This is a genomic window from Sphingomonas sp. J315 (assembly GCF_024666595.1).
GTDB lineage: Bacteria > Pseudomonadota > Alphaproteobacteria > Sphingomonadales > Sphingomonadaceae > Sphingomonas.
Map to the genome: position 1 here is coordinate 3,301,954 of NZ_CP088296.1, position 16,917 is coordinate 3,318,870.

Sequence of the window (16,917 nt, forward strand, 5' to 3'; positions counted from 1 at the left end):
GAGGATTGTATCGATGCTGTTCGATGTCGGGCGTAGTGTTGTGGTCGCAGTGATCGCAGTCGGCCTTGCCCTTACGCTCCCAGCGGCAGCGCAGACCGACGCTCCCGTAACCGCAGCCGATATCGAGCGCGCGTCGCAATTCTACCCCGCCAATGTCCGCAAGCTGGTGCGCAACGCCGCGCCGATGCCCAACTGGATCGGCCAAAGCGACCATTTCTGGTACCGGCATGAGGTTGAGGGCGGCGTCCGCTTCGTCACCGTCAACGCCGCGACCGGAAAGGCCGAGCCGTCGTTCGATCACGCGAGCGTGGCCGCGATGCTGTCGCGCGAACTGGGCCGCGCGGTCGCACCGATCCAGCTGCCGTTCGGCGCGATCAGCTACTCCGCTGACCTCAAGACCGTTACCTTCACCGCCGACAAGCGGACCTTCGCGTGCAACCGCGCGGCGACCCGATGCAGCGACACGTCCGCCGCTGCCACAGACCCCGCGACCGTAGCGTCGCCGGACGGGCGTCGGGCATTGTTCGAGCGCGACCATAATCTCTGGCTGCGCGACGTCACGACCGGCGCGGAACGGGCACTGACAAGCGATGGAAGCACCGACTTTCCCTATCGCTACACCGCCTACAAGACGACCTTTGTCGAGGAACGGCGCGGGCAGGCGCAGCCGGTCTATCCCGGTGCGACCTGGTCGCCCGACGGGCGTTATATCCTCGCCATCCGCACCGACGATCGCGGGGTGAAGACCGCACCCTATGTCACCGAATTTCTTCCCCCGGACGCGCCGCGCCCGATCGCGCACCAGATGCCGATGCCGACCCCGGCAGACGCGCCGGAGAAGCGCTATCACCTCGTGCTGATCGACCTCAAGGACGGTGGCACCGTGCCGGTCGATGGCGGGGCATTGGGGTTCAACGACTATGCCCCCTATTGGGCGCTGGTCGGCGAGCCGGGCTGGGATATCAGCGATAACACGCTCTACCTCGCCACATCGACGCGCGATTCCCGCGCACTCGGGCTGGTCGCGGTCGATCTCGATAGCGGCAAGAGCCGGACCGTGGTGGAAGAGCGTGACGCGCAGTTCCTCAACCTCAACCCGTTCGACTATCACGTCCCCAATGTCCGCCTGCTGGCGCAGCGCGATGAAATCCTGTGGTGGTCACAGCGCAGCGGGTGGGGGGCATCTCTATCGCTATGACGCAAAGACCGGCGCGCTGAAGAATGCAGTGACCACCGGCGACTGGTCGGTGTTCGATATCGTCCATGTCGATGAGGCGGCGGGGCTGGTCTATTTCACAGCGGGCGGGCGCGAAGCGGGGCGCAATCCCTATTACCGCCACCTCTACCGCGTCGGGCTCGATGGCGGCACGCCGGAGCTGCTGACGCCCGAGGACGCCGATCACAGCTTCACCAACTATCCCGCGCGCGGCCTCAACGGCCACTGGGATACGCCCGCCGCGCGGATGTCGCCGAGCGGGCGCTACATCGTCGATACGCATTCGACGATCGCCGCACCCCCGGCGACGGTGATCCGCGCAGCGAATGGCCGGCTGGTCGCGAAGCTGGTCGAGGCGGACGCCAGCGCGCTGCTGGCGACCGGCTGGACGCCGCCCGAGCGGCTGGTCGCGAAGAGCACCGACGGCAAGCACGACATTTACGGCGTGCTGCTCAAGCCGACCAATTTCGATCCAACGAAGCGCTATCCGGTGATCGAGCAGATCTATGCCGGGCCACAAGTATCGTTCGCGCCACAGGGGTTCACCGACGCGCTCGCAGGTCGCGCCGCCTATATGCAGGCGCTCGCCGAACTCGGCTTCGTCATCATCGTCCAGGACGGGCGCGGCACGCCCCGGCGGTCGCGCGATTTCCATATGTCGCCGATGGCGGACGAGGATTCTGATCGCGCTGTCCGATCATGTCGCGGGCATCCGCGCTGCGGCGCGCACCCGGCCCTATCTGGACCTCGACCGCGTCGGGATCACCGGCATCTCGTTCGGCGGCTATGCCTCGGCACGGGCGATGTTCCTGTTCCCTGATTTCTACAAGGCGGCGGTGTCCATCGCCGGGCCGCATGATTACCGCACGATGATTTCGTCGATTTCGCTCGAGCGATTCTTCGGCGTCCCGGGGGAGCCGGGCGACAGCTACACACGGGTCGACAATCTACACCTCGCCGACCGGCTTAAGGGCAAGCTAATGCTGGTCACAGGCGATATCGATCAGAATGTGCCGTTCAACCAGACCGTCGCGCTGGCGGATGCACTGAACAAGGCGGGTAAGGACTATGATCTGGTGCTGATGCCCAATGCCGCGCACGATGTCGGCTATCAACCCTATGTAGCGCGGCGGCTCGCGGGATATTTTCTGCGCCATCTCAAGGGGCAGGAACCGGTGCCGTTCGCGCAACCGTCGAAATAGATCTGGCCGATGGAGATTGACCCGTGACGATTGACCTAAACCGCCGCGGCATGATGAAACTCGCAGGCGGCGGGTTGTTCGTTGCGGCGACGGGAGCCCCGACCTCCGGATCGGCGACGCAGCCCGCCGCGGCTCCCTCCACCACCCCGATCGTCGTGGACGGGTGCAGCCCATCGGCACCGACCGCCCATTATCTGTCGCTGTTGCGCAAGGGCGGCGTGGACAGCTGGAGCGTCTCGATGCTCCCGACCTTGCTTCAGATGTCGGCGCTGCACGAATTCGTCGACAAGCATTCCAAGGAGGTTGGGATCGCAAAGACCGCAGGCGACATCCGGCGGTTGAAGGCGGAGGGTAAGATCTCGCTCACCATCGGGTGGCAGGAAGCCGATCTGTTCGCGATGAAGGGCGAGAGCGATTGGTGGTCGAAACCCCCCAAGACGACGATGCGGCTGTTCTACGAAGCCGGGCTGCGCGTCGTCGGGCTGATCTACAACCTCACCAACCAGTTCGCCGGGGGCTGTCTCGACCCGCATATCGGCCTGACCAAGGCGGGTCGGGTGATGGTCGCGGAGATGCAGAAGCTCGGCATCCTCGTCGATGTCGGCGGGCATATGGGCGAACAGTCGAGCCTCGACGTAATCGCGATGGCTGAGCGCCCGGTCGTCGCCACCCATTCCAACCTCGCCGCGCTCAACCCCAATCCGCGCAACACGTCGAATCGCGTGATCGAGGGGATCGCGAAGACCGGCGGCTTGTTCGGGGTCAGCGCGATTGACCCGTTCATGAGCTGGAGCAGCACGGACGCGGGCAAGCGCACCCAGCCCAGGGTCCGCGCCAATGTGAAGCGTTATGTCGACGAGCTGGACTATCTGAAGAAGCTGGTGGGCGTCGACCATATCGGCATCGGCGGTGACTTCACCGTCGGCTCGACCTCGAAAATTGTCCCCGACGAGTCCTTCGCCTTCCCGCCCGAAATGACCTATGTCCAGGACCCGATCCAGTATGCGCAGGGGTTCGAGGATATCTCGAAACTCCCCGCCGTGCGCGCCGAGATGGTCGCGCGCGGCTGGCGCAAGGAAGAGATCGACAAGGTGATGGGCGAGAACTGGATGCGCGTCTATGCGGCGACCATCGGTGCCTGACCTCCGCTGATGGCGCGCCCGCTCGACCGGCTGGACATCAGGATCATGGCCGCGCTGGAACGCGACGGGCGGATGACCAAAGCGCAGCTGTCGGAGGTGGTGGGTCTGTCACCCACACCATGCGGTGCGCGGGTCGCGAAGCTCGAAACGGCGGGGCATATTCGGGGCTATCACGCCGACGTCGCGGTCGAGCGGGTCACGGGACTCACGCGCTTCACCGTGATCGTCAGTATCCGGGAATGGACACCCGACGCTGCCCGGCGGTTCGAGGAACTGGTCGCGGCCATCCCGCAGATTGCCGAGTGCGATGCGGTGTTCGGGGCAGTCGATTTCGTGATGACCGCCTATGCCGCAGACGAGAGCGATTGCCGCGCGCTGCTCGCGCCACTCGATGCGATCGGGCTCGATTGCACGTTGTTGCCGGTATCGCGCGCGGTGCGTGCGCCGCACGACGTGTCGCTGACGACGCTGCTGGAATGACGACCCCGACCGACAGGCGAAGCTGCTGTTTCGGCGGGCTAATTCAGACGCAATTCCGGGGCGCTTTCCGCTAGCTGAGGTGGCGCGACCCATAGTCGAAATCGAGGAATGAAATGATCGAGCTGCGCAAACCCTATGTCCTGTTCGTCGGCGATGTCGTCAAACCGCTGCACGCCAAGACCGGTTTCGGTATCCGCGACTGGGCGCGCGACGCTTGTCTCGGCCAGTATCGGTTGAGCGATCAGGCCGCCGACCTGGGCCTGCCAGACCTCGATGTCGCGACTGCCGTCCGGAAGGGTGCGGGGTCGCTGGTCGTCGCGGTCGCGCCGGTCGGCGGACAGATCCCGGCGGCGTGGCACGCGGCGCTGGTGGCCGCGGCGCGCGGCGGGCTCGACATCGTGAGCGGAATGCACACCCGGCTTGCCGAAGTTCCCGGTCTCCCCAATGCGGCGCAGGCAGCGGGCGCGCGGCTGATCGACGTTCGCGTGCCGCCGGCCGATATCAAGACCGCCACCGGCCGCAAGCGCACCGGCAAGCGCATCCTCACTGTCGGAACCGATTGCGCGCTCGGCAAGAAATACACCGCGCTCGCGCTGACCCGGGCGTTGCGCGACGCCGGTGCGGATGTTGATTTCCGTGCGACCGGCCAGACCGGGATCATCATTGCGGGCGCGGGCATTCCGATGGACGCGGTGGTTTCCGACTTCATCGCGGGTGCCGCCGAAGCTCTGTCGCCCGACGCCGCCGACGATCATTGGGACGTGATCGAGGGGCAGGGGCGATCCATCACCCCGCCTTTGCCGGGGTGACGTTGGGCATCATTCACGGGTCGCAGCCCGACGTGCTGGTGCTGTGCCATGAGCCGGGCCGCACGCATTTCCATTCGATGACCGACTTCCCGGTGCGTTCGCTGACCGAGGTCGCCGAAACCTGCCTCGCCGCCGCGCGGGTGACCAATCCGGAGGCGCGGCTGGGCGCGGTCAGCCTGAACACGGCGAAGCTCGACGATGCCGCCTGCGCCGACGCACTGGCGCGCGCCAGCGACGAGATGGGCGTGCCTGCCTTCGATCCGATACGCACATCGATGGATCGCGCGGTCGCGTCGATCCTGGGGCGGCCCTATGACTAATCGGCGCTGCGCACTGCATATCGCAATCGAGCATTTCCCCTTCATCGCGCCGTTCCGCATCGCGGGCTATGAGTTCGACGGGCAGGACGTCGTCGTGGTCACGCTGACCGATGGCGAACATGTCGGACGCGGCGAGGCGTCGGGCGTCTATTATCTCGACGAAACCCCCGACCGGATGATCGCGCAGATCAACGCGCAGCGCGACCTGATCGAACGGGGGTCAGCCGCGAGGGGCTGCGCGCGGCGATGTCGCCGGGCGGCGCGCGCAACGCGGTCGATGCGGCGCTGTGGGATCTGGAGGCGAAGCGCAGCGGCCAGCCGGTGTGGCAGCTTGCCGGCCGTGCCGCACCCCGGCCCCTCGCCACCACCTTCACGCTCAGCGCGGACGACCCCGACGCAATGGCGGGCCGAGCCGCGTCCTATGCCGATGTCCCGCATATCAAGATCAAGCTGACCGGCGACCTGCCGCTCGATAGCGCCCGGGTGCGCGCGATCCGCGCGGCGCGGCCCGATGCGTGGCTGGGGGTCGATGGCAACCAGGGGTTTGTGCGGAAGGATCTGGTGCCGCTGATCCGCATGTTGGCAAAAGAGCGGGTCGCGCTCCTGGAACAGCCGGTGCGGCGCGGGCGCGAGGCCGATCTCGACGGCATCAAATGCGCGATTCCGGTCGCGGCGGACGAAAGCGTGCTGACGGCCGGGGACATCCCGCGCCTCGTCGGGCGGTTTAGCGTCGTCAATATCAAGCTCGACAAGTGCGGCGGCCTGACCGAGGCGTTGGCGATGGCTGATGCCGCCCGGCTGCATGGCCTCGACGTGATGGTCGGCAACATGGTCGGATCGAGCCTTGCAATGGCCCCGGCCTTCATCCTCGGGCAGCGCTGCGACATCGTCGATCTCGACGGCCCGATCTTTCTGGAGCGTGATCGCGAACCGTCGGTGAGCTATGTCGGCGGTCAGGCGTCGTGCCCACCCGAACTATGGGGCTGGCCAGCATGAAATGGTCGCGGTTCGCATGGGGTGGCGCGGCGATGCTGCTGCTCGGCGCGGCACCGGTCCCGGCCTATGACATCGTCATCCGGGGCGGGCGCGTACTCGACGGGGCGGGGAATCCCTGGGTCCGCGCCGATATCGGCATCAAGGACGGCAGGATCGCCCGGATCGGTCATATCGCCGCGCGGGGCGCAAAGGAGATCGATGCCACCGGTCGCTATGTTGCCCCCGGCTTTATCGACATGATGGACCAGTCGGGCAGCGTGCTGCTCATCCACGGCGCGGCGGAGAACAAGCTGCGCATGGGGGTGACCACGCTGATCGGCGGGGAAGGGGGCACACCGGTCCCGGCGGACGCGATCCCGCGCTATTTCGACGACCTCGCGACGCGCGGCATCGCGGTCAATTTCGGCACCTATTACAGCGCGACACAGGCGCGGGTCGCCGTGATGGGCGATGGCGCAGGCACCCCGACCCCGGCCCAGCTCGACGCGATGCGTGCGCTGGTCGATCGTGCGATGCGGGCCGGGGCGTTCGGAATCAGCACTGCGCTGATGTACCCGCCCGACCGTTTCCACGCGACCGAGGATTTGGTCGCGCTCGCCAAGGTCGCGGCGCGCTGCGGCGGCTTTTACGCGACCCACGTGCGCGACGAGAGCGCGCGTCTGCTGGACAGCGTCGACGAGGCGATCCGGATCGGAGAGGACAGCGGGGCCAAGGTCGAAATTTTCCATCTGAAGGCCGCCTATGCTCCCGGCTGGGGTACGCTGATGCCCCAAGCCATCGCTCGCATCGCCGCAGCGCGCGATCGGGGGGTGGATGTCGCGGCCGACCTCTACCCCTACACCGCCGCCGGCACCGGGCTTGAGGGGACCGTGCCGGGCCATGTCTTTGCTGGAGGGTTCGAGGCGGGCCTCGCGAAACTGCGCGACCCCTCGCTGCGCGCCGGGTTGAAGCGCGATGCCGCTGCCGGATCGATCCCCAGCTGGTCGAGCCTGGTCGAGGCGGCGGGCGGGTGGCAGAACATCGTCCTTGCCAATTCGCATCAGCCGCAGACCGCTCGCTTTCACGGCAAGAACTTCGTCGAGATCGGCGCGGCGCTGAACAAGGATCCTGCGGACGCGGCATGGGACATCATGCTCGCCGCGCTGCCCGAACGCGCGTTCGCCCTCTACTTCGTGATGGATGAAACCGACATCGACGCCGCGATCCGTCAGCCCTGGATCAGCATCGGCAGCGACGGCGCGGCAGCCGCAGTGCTGGGCGAGCTTGACGGGATGGGCCTGCCGCATCCGCGCTCCTATGGCACCTTCGCCCGAGTGCTCGCCGATTATGTCCGGAAGCGGGGCGTGCTGTCGCTGGAGGATGCGGTGCGCAAAATGACCTCCTGGCCCGCGCTGCGCATGGGCCTGTCCGACCGTGGGCTGTTGCGCGAAGGGCTGCGCGCCGATGTGATCGTGTTCGATGCCGATGCGGTCGAGGATCATGCGAGCTGGACCGCGCCGATGCGACCCGCCACCGGCATCGCTGACGTCATCGTCAACGGTGTCCTGACGCTGGATCAGGGGCGGCATACCGGCGCACGGGCGGGGATGGTGCTGCGTCACCGGTGCGGGACATGAGATCCGAGCCGCTCGACTCGATCGACGTTCGGATTCTCGCGACGCTTGCGCGTGATGGCCGGATCAGCAAGGTCGACCTCGCAGCGGACATCGGCCTCTCGCCGACCCCCTGTGCGGTCCGGATCGAGAAGCTTGAAGCTGCAGGACATATTCGCGGCTATCATGCCGATCTCGACATCGAACGACTCGGCAATCTCAGCCAGTTCATCGTCATGGCCAGCGTCCGGGACTCCACGCCGGAAAAGACCGCGCAGTTTGAAGCGATTCTTGCCGCCACCCCGAACATCGTCTCCTGCGACGCCGTGTCCGGGGCAGCCGACTACATGATGCGGATCTTCGCACGCAACGTGCGCCATTATCACGAGACGATGGCACCGTTCCTCGCGATGGAGATCGATTATACGACCTATCCGGTTTCAAAGGCCGTCAAGGATCGCACCGGTCTCGATCTCCAGCAATTGCTCGGCGTTCAGTACTAGGATGTGTCGGTGCCGGTCAGCTGGGCCCTCGGAATCGTCCGATCAGTCTTCGTACTGGAGATATGCCAACGCCATTGTCGACAGCTCCGACTTCAAGGTGTTCCAGATCGCGTCGTCCGCCGATTCCGCCGTGGAGCCGAGGCCGAACTGGCGTGCGGCGGTGGCGAAGACGATGCGGAAGACCGAATGAGCACGGCGCTCGGGGTCCTTCGACCGGATCTCGTCGCGAAAGGTCAGGATCGCCCCTGCCGACAAGTCGGCCGATCGCTGTGCGGTTTCCTTGCCTGGCTCGGACACTGCCGGGTCGATTGATGCGCGTTGCATGATTGTTCGCAGCAACTGCGCGTGGTCCGACAGAAAGTCGCTATATCCGTCGACATAGCGTGGCATGAATTCGGACAGTGAGCTCGACTGGGCAAGAATCCCTTCGATCAGCTCACGTTCCTTCTCGACGATGGCCTGTAGTTCCTCTGCGATCACCGCATGGAGCAGCCGGTCCTTGCTCTCGAAGCGCAGATAGATCGAACCGATCGACACCGCGCCACGATCGCTGACGTCCTGCAAGGTGAAGTCCTCGCTCCCCCGCTCCAGCATCAGCGCCTTGGTGGCATCGAGCATTCGCCGGAACGAAGCAAGGCTGCGCCCCTGACGAGGCTGGCGGCTGAGCGCGCTCGCGGCGAGCGTTTCGGTGAGCGACGGGGTGGGACTTGACATGCCGGGCATAAGGGATATCAAAATAGGAACGTCAATTCTAATTTAGACAACAGCGAAGATTCTGATTCGCGGGGGAGAGGTCATGCGGTTCTCGGTGTTTCTCAATGCTCGGTCGATGCGCCCGGAAGACGACCGGAAGCTGATGCACGACCTGGAGCGGCACGCGACGCTGGCGCGTGATCTGGGCTTCGACGCGGTGTTCATGCCCGACCATCATTTCAACGGGTATATGCCGCTGGCGAGCGACAGCTTCATCTTCGCCGCCTATCTGGCCGCGAAGCTGCCCGAGCTGCATTACGGCTTTTCGGTGGTGTCGGTGCCGCTGCACCACCCGGTGCGGTTCGTGGAGCGGATCAATTTGCTCGACCAGTTGACCGACGGAAAGCTGCTCGTCGGTGTCGGCAGCGGAACGACGCCCGAGGAGATGATCGGCTTCGGCGTCAACTACAAGGATGCCGGCGCGATTTCGGAACGCAATCTTGCGCTCGCTGAGGAGCTCTGGGCGAAACGGATGGAGGATCCGGCGGTCGTGATCGACAATGGGCCGCACCAGGGCAAGGTGCTCCAGCGGATCGCGCCGGCATCCTACACGCCGGGTCATGCTCGGCTGATGCCGGTGGCGATGAAGGAATCGAGCGCACGGCGTGCGGCGACGCATGGCTGGCCGGCCTTCATCCCGGCCTTCACCCCGCCAAATATCGGCGGAACCGAGCCGTTCACCCATGTGAAGAAATATTTCGACGTCTATCGCGGGATGCTCGACGCAGCCGGGCACGATGCCGCGACGATCGCGTCGGCGCTCGACTGGACGACGCATACCTATCAGGCGGTGCATGTCGCCGAGACCGACGAGCAGGCGCGCGACGAGTTGATGGTGATCCTGCGCCACTATCAGGACGCGATCGAGCGCGAGGCCGAGTTCAACGCACGCGCCGAATCCGACGACGCCAACCGCAAGACTGATCGCACCCCCAACGCGCTGACCGACGACTGGATCGGCACCTGGTGCCTCTATGGATCGCCCGAAACGGTGATCGAGCATTTGAAGCCCTATGAGCAGCTCGGTATCGGCAACATCCTCTGCGGGACATTGACTGGCCCGCTGACCGATGAGCGACTGCGGCTGGGCAACCAGACGCTCGACCTGTTGTCGCGCAAGGTGATGCCGGCATTCGGCGGAGGCCGAAAGGCATGACCCGGGTCGTCGGCATTGGCGGGACGCTGCGTGAGGGCTCGTCGAGCGAGCGGCTGGTGCGCGCGACGCTCGATCGTTGCGCCGCGCGCGGGGCGCAGGTGCAGATGTTCGACGGCCCGTTCCTGGCACAGCTGCCGCATTATGATCCGGGCGCGCCGATCCGCAACCAGGCCGAGCGCGCGCTGGTCGATGGTGTCCGCACGGCGGACGCGCTCGTGATCGCGTCGCCCGGCTATCACGGCGGCATTTCCGGACTGGTCAAGAATGCCATCGATCTGCTGGAGGAACTGGCGCGCGACGACCGCCCTTATTTCGACGGACGTCCGGTCGGGTTGATCGTGTCGGCAGCGGGGTGGCAGGCGACCGGAGTGACGCTGTCGGCGTTGCGCGGCGTGGTGCATGCGATGCGCGGCTGGCCGACCCCGCTCGGCATCGCGGTGAACTCTGTCGAGCAGCGTCCGTTCGATGCTGACGGCGCGCTCGTCGACGCCGCCATCGCCGCTCAGATCGACATGCTTGCGGGCCAGTTGGTCGCCCCGGTCGGTGTCACCACGGCCGCTTGACTTCGTTTTTAAATGAATTAGAATACCAGTTCTATTTACTTCAGATGCGGGATCACCCGCGCAGAGTGAGGGAGGGGAATGATGCGTAAGCTCATGTTCAAGTCGTGCCTGTTTGCTGGAACCGCGATGATGGCCGTCGCGCCCGCTGCGGCCCAGGTCGTACAGACCGCCGAAGACGAAATCGTCGTTACCGCGCAGAACCGCAGCGAAAGCGTTCAGGACGTTCCGATCGCGATCAACGTCGTGTCGGGGGAGGCGCTGGCCGAAGCCGGTGTTACCGACCTGCGCGAGCTCGATCGCGTCGCTGCGGGCATCCAGATCACGCAGGATCAGCAGAACACCTATGTCGCGGTGCGCGGCATCGGCACCGCCAGCAATAACGAGACCCAGGACACTTCGGTCACGATCAACATCGACGGCGAGTACATCAACCGCACCACGGTGCTGAACGCCGCGATCTTCGACCTTGAGCGGGTCGAGGTGCTGCGCGGGCCGCAGGGCACGCTCTATGGCCGCAATGCTACCGCCGGCGCCGTGAACTTCATCACCCGCAAGCCGGGCAATGTGTTCGGCGCCAATGGCTCGGCCAGCTATGGCAATTACGATCAGGTCATCCTGAATGCCGGCGTCGACCTGCCGATTTCGGATGGGATCGCGATCCGCGCGTCGGGTATCTATTCCAACCGTGGCAAGGGCTATACCTTCCACCCCAACGCCGCCACGCTGCGCACCACCAACCCGCTGGCGGGCAAGCCGTTCGTGCCTAATTATCTCGACCGCAGCGGCGCGCAGGACATGAAGGCCGGGCGTCTTTCACTGCGGCTGGAGCCGACCAACAATCTGACGGTCGATGCGGCGGTCGAATATGTCGACTCCTACGCGCTGCTCGAAAACTATGTCTCGGTGAACCTGCTGGCCGCGGCCAACGCGCCTGGCGCGGGGTGCGCACTGAACGGGTTCGTCGATATTGCGCCGCTGATCGCGGGATCGCAGTGCTTCCCGCAGAACACCAACTTCCTCGCCAATGTCGATCGCCACAACTACAACGCGCCGAACTCCGGCGTCGGTTTTCAGTCGATGGAGTCGCTCGCGCTGCGTGGCCGCATCGCATATGACATGGGCCCGGCGACGCTGACCTATATCGGCGGCTATCGCTCCACCGACACGATCGACCAGCCCACGCTCCCGCCGAGCTATGTGTTCCTCGATTTCGGGACGAACGTCGAAACGCACAGCCACGAGCTGCGCCTGAACGGCGAAGCGGGCAAGATCCTCTATCAGGTCGGCGGCTTCTATTATCAGGAAGAGTTGAACACGACGCGCGGCCTGCACAGCCCGCTGATCGGTCCGCTCGGCGGCTATATCAACTTCTTCCGCCGCGCGCCGGTGCTCAGCAAGAGCTGGTCGGTGTTCGGCCAGGTCGATGTGCCGATCACCGATCAGCTGACCGTCCAGGGTGGCATCCGCTACACCAAGGGTGACCGCGAGGCCGTGTTCATCAACTATCCGTTCACCGCCAACGTCGGCCCGGTGCAGTTGACCACCACCCCGGCACCGACGGTCCTCAACCTCGCCCAGTCGGAAGACAATGTCAGCTGGCTGATCGGGCTGAACTACAAGCCCACTTCCGACATGCTGCTCTATGCAAAGGTCAGCACCGGCTTCAAGGGCGGTGGCTTCGACGCGGTCGGCGATTACGGTCCCGAGACCAACACCGCCTATGAGGCCGGCATGAAGCTCGACTTCGGCCCGAGCAGCCAGCATCGCTTCAACCTGTCGGCCTTCTATTACGACTATACCGGTCTGCAGAACGCGGTGTTGCTCGACAATGCGGTGGGCAGCCAGATCTTCAACGCAGGTAAGGCGACGATCTGGGGCGTCGAGGCGGAGTGGGACATCGAACTCAACAAGTTCAACCGCTTCTATGGCAGCTTCAACTATCTGAACGCCAAGTTCGACGACCTGCTCGCCGCCTATGCCGTGGTCTGCGTCGGCTGCACGGCAACCAGTGTTGGCGATATCGATCCGGTCACGCCCGGCATCCAGCAGCCGAACCTGTCGGGCAACACGCCGCCGATGTCGCCCGAAGTCGTGATCACGGTCGGTTACGACCACATCTTCGACCTGGGCGAGGCCGGTACGCTGACCGCGACCGCTTTCTCGCGGTTCAAGAGCAAGTATTTCCTGACGATCTTCAACGAGCGGGACCTGGCGCAGAAGGCGTTCACCCAGACCGACTTCTCGCTGACCTATCGTCCGGAAGACCGGAAATTCTCGGTCGCCGCGTTCGTCCAGAATATCGAGAATGAGCGGCCGATGGTGTTCGGTGCCTTCGTTGCGGCGGGGCCGGACCGCGTGCTCAACGCGGGCTTCTCGCGCCCGCGCACCTATGGTGTCCGGGTCGGGTTCGACTTCTGAGGCGATGATCGGGGGCGGTCCGTCAGGCCGCCCCTTTTTCTTGTACCGGGGAGCTGCCGTGACGCTTTTCACCTGTAGCGAATGGATCTTCGCTGACGCAACTGAACTGAAGGCGGTGTCCCTTGGCGTCTGAGGAAAAGGCGGGCGCCGCGCGCCTGTCGCTCACCGAGCGGCTGAGCTATGGCGCGGGCGATTTCGGGTACAGCCTCGCCTATAACATGGCGGGCGCGTTCCTGCTCTTCTACTATACCAATGTGGCGATGCTGCCCGCAGCGGCGGTGGGGACGATCTTCCTCGCCGCGCGGCTGCTCGACGCGGTCATCGACATCTTCGTCGGTATCGCGGTCGACAAGACGCGGACACGCTGGGGGCGCACGCGTCCCTATTTCCTGTTCACCGCCATTCCCTATGCGCTGGTGTTCATCCTCGTCTTCACGGTGCCCGACTGGTCGCAGAATGCGAAGCTGATCTACGCCTTCCTGACCTTCAAGGCGCTCGGCATCCTGATGTCCTTGGGGTCCATCCCTTATACCGCGTTGATGCCGATGATGACGACCGATACCCGCGAGCGGCTCAAGCTCGGCGGGATGCGGTCGATTGGCACATCGATTTCCGTGATCCTCGGCACCGCCGCGACGATGCCGCTGGTCGGCCTGTTCGGCGGCGGTGACATGCAGCGCGGCTTTCTGGCCACCGCGATCCTGTTTGCGGGCCTGTCGCTGATCGCGCTGTTCCTGCTGTTCCGCAACTGCAAGGAGCGGTACGAGGACAATGCCTCGCCGCGCTTCGCCGTCCTGCCCGCGATCGGCGAGATGGTGCGCAACCGCGCCTGGCTGGTCTGCTTCGGATTCACCCTGCTCTATTTCGTGCGGTTCGGGACGATGATCTCGCTCACCGCATTCTTCGCGATCGAGGTGCTGGGCCATCCCTGGATGATCTCCATCCTGCTGCCCGCCATTTCGGGCACCTTGCTGATCGCCGCGTTCATCGCGCCGCCGATCCTGGCGCGTACCGGCATCCGCAAGGGGTGTTTCGCCGCCTGCCTGATCGCGGTCGCACTGTTCCTGCTGCTGCCGCTGACCGAGGCGAGCCCACCGGCGTTCCTGGCGCTCTACATCACCGCGTCGGTCGTGACCTCGGTCACCATCACCGGCATCTTCACCATGGCGGCGGAGACGGTCGATTATCACGAGGCGCGGTTCGGCACGCGCAATGAAGGGCTGTTGTCCGCCGGGATCAGCCTGGCGACCAAGGTCGGTATGGCGGTCGGATCGGCGGCGATCGCCTATTCGCTCGGCGCGGCGGGCTATGTGCCGACCGCGGTGAGCGACACCGCGCGGGAGACGATCCGCTGGTCCTATTATGGCTGGCCGGTCGTCCTGCTCGCGCTGCAGGCGCTGGTCGTGCTCGCCTGGCCGATGGAGCGTACGCGCCAGCCCGCCACCGCCTGACCTTTTCCGGAGAGTTCATCCATGCGCGTCACGCCAGCCTTGCTCTGCACCGCCCTTATCGCCGTGGCGGCGTCCGCACAGACCGTTCCGGTCGCGGATATCCCGGTGACGGTGGACAATGTCCCCCTATGCCCCGCCCGAGACGGTGCAGCGGGTCGCGACGCCCGCCAATCCGAAGGACGCGCGGCTCAAGGTGCTGATCATCAGCGGCCAGAACAGTTACGAGCATGACTGGACCGGGGTAAACAACCGTCTGCGCACCCAGCTCAAGGACACCGGTCGCTTCGATGTCCGCGTGACCGAGGATTTCGACGACGGCACGCTGGCGATGCTCAAGAAGTACGACGTCGTCGTCCTCAACTATTCCAGCCGCTGGAACTATGGCGACAAGGATCAGCACATCTGGTCCGAGGGAGCGTTCAAGGCGCTCTACACCTATGTCGCCGAGGGTGGGGGGCTGGTCGCCTATCACTCCTCCTTCACCTGGGGCCGCGACATTCCCGAATATCGCCGGCTGATCGGCGCGGTGATGGTGCCGGGCGTCAGCCGCCGCTCGCCCCCCGACGCGTTCAGCATCGAGATCGTCGATCGCGAGCATCCGATCACCGAGGGGCTGCGCCGCTATCATTGGAACTTCATGGAGGACAAATACACCAACATGGTGTTCGATCCCGCCGCCACGGTGCGCGTACTGGCGACGGCGATCGACGATCCGGCGGATTACGATCCCGAGCGCGCCGGACCCAAATACGACCCGAAGGCCTATGCGCCGGAACAGCTCAAGAAAATGGACGGCATGGGCAAGCCCAACCCGCAAATATGGGTGCAGGACTATGGCAAGGGCCGCGTCTTCTCGATCACGCTGGGCCACGGGCCGGACACGATCCAGTATGATGGCTTCAAGACGCTGTTCGCGCGCGGCACCGAATGGGCGGCGACGGGCAAGGTGACGATCAAGCCGTACGACAAGGCAGCCGGCTTCGCGGTCGCCAAATAGGCTTTCGCGCGGCATCCGCGCGAGAGGAGGGGGAGGGGGCGGACAACGGTCCGCCCCCCTTTTTTGTCAGTAGGAGAAGGTCTCCGAGAAGGTCCGGTACGGCTCGGGCGGCCGCGCCTCCAGCGACTGGGCGGTGTCGGTGCGATAGGTGTTGTTGCGCACCGTCACGGGCTCGTCGGGCTTGGGCATGAACACCGGTTTCCCGTCATCGCCGACATACATCAGGTCGACGTTGAACGCATCGTCCTGCGCCGCTGCGGCAAAGGGGATCCAGCCCATCGAATAGGGCGCGCGGGCGGTTTCGAAGCAGTGGAAGTGCCAGATCTTCCACTCGCCGTCCTGCTTGATGAAGTCGATGCCGTATTTGAGATACACATTGTGCATCCACACCTTCTTGCCATCGACCTCGACATTCGGCTCGAACATCCATGCCGGCATGTTCTTGGCATGCTCGGGCTTGGTAAGGCCGGATTCGAGGCCGTTGACGATCCACAGGCCCTTGGCGGTCTGGCCGTCTTCGGCCACCTCGATCACCGGGGTCGTGACATAGTGCATCACCAGCTTCCCGATCGGCGACGGGCGGCCACGGTGATAGACCATGATGCTGTCCCAGGTCGTATATTTGCCGACATTCGAATATTGCGCGCTGATCCCGGGCGTGCCCTTCTTCGCCCAGAGCGGGATGATTTTCTCATCCTGGAATGCGTTGTGGAGGTACATGTAGCGCGAGAAGAGATTCTCCACCGCCGCGCGGTCGCGCGATGCGGTCGTCGCGCGTTCGAGCTTTTCCAGCTTGGCGGTGAGTTCGGCGATGCTCGGCTGCTGTGCCTGCGCCAGCGCCGGTGTGGTGCCCAGCATCGCGGCACTCGCCACGGCCAGCATCAGATGCTGCTTCAATACCCTCATCCCATATTCTCCTCTGGTTGAACTTGATTGCTGCGCGCCGCGGCGATGATCAGCACGGCGAGACCGGTAAGCACGGCATTCTGCGGCAATGCCGCGATTTCGCCGCGCAGGATGTGGACCAGCGCGGCGCCCGCCTGATTGGCGATTGCGTAGAGCGCGACTCCGGCGACGATGCGCCGCCGCTCGGGCCGGAACACGCCGAAGATCAGGAGCAATGCGGCGGCGAGCAGTTCACTGAGGCCGATCGCGCGGCCGAGGATATCGGGCAGGGCGGTGGTCCAGGCATGATGCTGCTCAAGCACTGCGCGCGGCGCGAAGCTCTTGAAATATCCGAAAAAACTGAATGCCGCAGCGAGCAGCAGCGCGGCGAGGCGTGCCAATATCCGAAGCCCGAACGCCATGCGGATCGATCC

At 64.9% G+C, this 16,917-nt stretch carries 16 protein-coding genes and 1 pseudogene; 14 read left to right on the plus strand and 3 right to left on the minus strand.

Features of this window, described 5'->3' with window-relative positions; all coding sequences use genetic code 11:
• Nucleotides 1-13: 13 nt before the first annotated feature.
• From LRS08_RS16860 to LRS08_RS16900, 9 genes and pseudogenes are all read left to right on the plus strand, one after another.
• Nucleotides 14-1,198 (plus strand): DPP IV N-terminal domain-containing protein, encoded by a 1,185-nt coding sequence (locus LRS08_RS16860; protein ID WP_260481003.1) that lies wholly within the window; start codon nt 14-16, stop codon nt 1,196-1,198.
• A complete protein-coding gene (locus tag LRS08_RS16865) occupies nt 1,143-2,036 on the plus strand; it encodes a S9 family peptidase (protein ID WP_260481004.1) in 894 nt (297 codons plus the stop codon). Before LRS08_RS16860 ends, LRS08_RS16865 begins: the two co-directional genes overlap by 56 nt.
• Complete coding sequence (locus tag LRS08_RS16870) at nt 1,957-2,418, plus strand: S9 family peptidase (protein ID WP_260481694.1); 462 nt, start codon at nt 1,957-1,959, stop codon at nt 2,416-2,418. The genes LRS08_RS16865 and LRS08_RS16870 overlap by 80 nt, the downstream gene beginning before the upstream one ends.
• Before the next feature lie 50 nt (nt 2,419-2,468).
• Nucleotides 2,469-3,560, plus strand: coding sequence for a dipeptidase (locus tag LRS08_RS16875; RefSeq protein ID WP_260481005.1), 1,092 nt, complete (start codon nt 2,469-2,471; stop codon nt 3,558-3,560).
• Nucleotides 3,561-3,569: 9 nt separating this feature from the next.
• Nucleotides 3,570-4,040, plus strand: a complete 471-nt coding sequence (locus tag LRS08_RS16880; RefSeq protein ID WP_257846070.1) for an Lrp/AsnC family transcriptional regulator — start codon at nt 3,570-3,572, stop codon at nt 4,038-4,040.
• A gap of 113 nt (nt 4,041-4,153) precedes the next feature.
• Nucleotides 4,154-5,169 (plus strand): annotated as a pseudogene (locus tag LRS08_RS16885) (DUF1611 domain-containing protein).
• Between the two features lie 246 nt (nt 5,170-5,415).
• Nucleotides 5,416-6,165 carry a dipeptide epimerase gene (locus tag LRS08_RS16890; RefSeq protein WP_308223061.1) on the plus strand — a complete coding sequence of 250 codons (750 nt, stop codon included), beginning with the start codon at nt 5,416-5,418 and terminating at the stop codon, nt 6,163-6,165.
• Complete coding sequence (locus LRS08_RS16895; RefSeq protein ID WP_260481006.1) at nt 6,132-7,781, plus strand: N-acyl-D-amino-acid deacylase family protein; 1,650 nt, start codon at nt 6,132-6,134, stop codon at nt 7,779-7,781. Before LRS08_RS16890 ends, LRS08_RS16895 begins: the two co-directional genes overlap by 34 nt.
• A complete protein-coding gene (locus LRS08_RS16900; protein ID WP_257846065.1) occupies nt 7,778-8,260 on the plus strand; it encodes an Lrp/AsnC family transcriptional regulator in 483 nt (160 codons plus the stop codon). The genes LRS08_RS16895 and LRS08_RS16900 overlap by 4 nt, the downstream gene beginning before the upstream one ends.
• Nucleotides 8,261-8,302: 42 nt before the next feature.
• On the opposite strand, the gene LRS08_RS16905 is transcribed toward LRS08_RS16900, so the two are convergent.
• Complete coding sequence (locus LRS08_RS16905) at nt 8,303-8,974, minus strand: TetR/AcrR family transcriptional regulator (RefSeq protein ID WP_257846064.1); 672 nt, start codon at nt 8,972-8,974, stop codon at nt 8,303-8,305.
• A gap of 94 nt (nt 8,975-9,068) precedes the next feature.
• Between LRS08_RS16905 and LRS08_RS16910 the strand changes: the two genes are divergently transcribed.
• The 5 genes from LRS08_RS16910 (at nt 9,069) to LRS08_RS16930 (ending at nt 15,598) form a co-directional block, all read left to right on the plus strand.
• The gene (locus LRS08_RS16910) at nt 9,069-10,169 is read left to right on the plus strand and encodes an LLM class flavin-dependent oxidoreductase (protein ID WP_260481007.1); all 1,101 of its coding nucleotides are present in this window, start codon (nt 9,069-9,071) and stop codon (nt 10,167-10,169) included.
• Complete coding sequence (locus LRS08_RS16915; protein WP_257846062.1) at nt 10,166-10,732, plus strand: NADPH-dependent FMN reductase; 567 nt, start codon at nt 10,166-10,168, stop codon at nt 10,730-10,732. The genes LRS08_RS16910 and LRS08_RS16915 overlap by 4 nt, the downstream gene beginning before the upstream one ends.
• A 78-nt stretch (nt 10,733-10,810) precedes the next feature.
• Nucleotides 10,811-13,150, plus strand: coding sequence for a TonB-dependent receptor (locus LRS08_RS16920; protein WP_260481008.1), 2,340 nt, complete (start codon nt 10,811-10,813; stop codon nt 13,148-13,150).
• Between the two features lie 122 nt (nt 13,151-13,272).
• Nucleotides 13,273-14,601, plus strand: coding sequence for an MFS transporter (locus LRS08_RS16925; RefSeq protein WP_257846060.1), 1,329 nt, complete (start codon nt 13,273-13,275; stop codon nt 14,599-14,601).
• A 118-nt stretch (nt 14,602-14,719) separates the two neighbouring features.
• Nucleotides 14,720-15,598, plus strand: coding sequence for a ThuA domain-containing protein (locus tag LRS08_RS16930; RefSeq protein ID WP_260481009.1), 879 nt, complete (start codon nt 14,720-14,722; stop codon nt 15,596-15,598).
• A 66-nt stretch (nt 15,599-15,664) separates the two neighbouring features.
• Here LRS08_RS16930 and LRS08_RS16935 read toward each other — a convergent pair whose 3' ends face one another.
• The gene (locus tag LRS08_RS16935) at nt 15,665-16,504 is read right to left on the minus strand and encodes a nuclear transport factor 2 family protein (RefSeq protein ID WP_257846058.1); all 840 of its coding nucleotides are present in this window, start codon (nt 16,502-16,504) and stop codon (nt 15,665-15,667) included.
• Complete coding sequence (locus LRS08_RS16940) at nt 16,501-16,905, minus strand: DoxX family protein (protein ID WP_257846057.1); 405 nt, start codon at nt 16,903-16,905, stop codon at nt 16,501-16,503. The genes LRS08_RS16935 and LRS08_RS16940 overlap by 4 nt, the downstream gene beginning before the upstream one ends.
• Between the last annotated feature and the right edge of the window lie 12 nt (nt 16,906-16,917).

Coding starts and splice junctions, on each gene's coding strand:
- LRS08_RS16890 (WP_308223061.1), top strand. CDS start 5,416: ATGTCGCCGGGCGGCGCGCGCAACGCGGTCGATGCGGCGCTGTGGGAT.
- LRS08_RS16860 (WP_260481003.1), top strand. CDS start 14: ATGCTGTTCGATGTCGGGCGTAGTGTTGTGGTCGCAGTGATCGCAGTC.
- LRS08_RS16915 (WP_257846062.1), top strand. CDS start 10,166: ATGACCCGGGTCGTCGGCATTGGCGGGACGCTGCGTGAGGGCTCGTCG.
- LRS08_RS16920 (WP_260481008.1), top strand. CDS start 10,811: ATGATGCGTAAGCTCATGTTCAAGTCGTGCCTGTTTGCTGGAACCGCG.
- LRS08_RS16935 (WP_257846058.1), bottom strand. CDS start 16,504: ATGAGGGTATTGAAGCAGCATCTGATGCTGGCCGTGGCGAGTGCCGCG.
- LRS08_RS16930 (WP_260481009.1), top strand. CDS start 14,720: ATGTCCCCCTATGCCCCGCCCGAGACGGTGCAGCGGGTCGCGACGCCC.
- LRS08_RS16880 (WP_257846070.1), top strand. CDS start 3,570: ATGGCGCGCCCGCTCGACCGGCTGGACATCAGGATCATGGCCGCGCTG.
- LRS08_RS16900 (WP_257846065.1), top strand. CDS start 7,778: ATGAGATCCGAGCCGCTCGACTCGATCGACGTTCGGATTCTCGCGACG.
- LRS08_RS16940 (WP_257846057.1), bottom strand. CDS start 16,905: ATGGCGTTCGGGCTTCGGATATTGGCACGCCTCGCCGCGCTGCTGCTC.
- LRS08_RS16875 (WP_260481005.1), top strand. CDS start 2,469: ATGATGAAACTCGCAGGCGGCGGGTTGTTCGTTGCGGCGACGGGAGCC.
- LRS08_RS16865 (WP_260481004.1), top strand. CDS start 1,143: ATGAAATCCTGTGGTGGTCACAGCGCAGCGGGTGGGGGGCATCTCTAT.
- LRS08_RS16905 (WP_257846064.1), bottom strand. CDS start 8,974: ATGTCAAGTCCCACCCCGTCGCTCACCGAAACGCTCGCCGCGAGCGCG.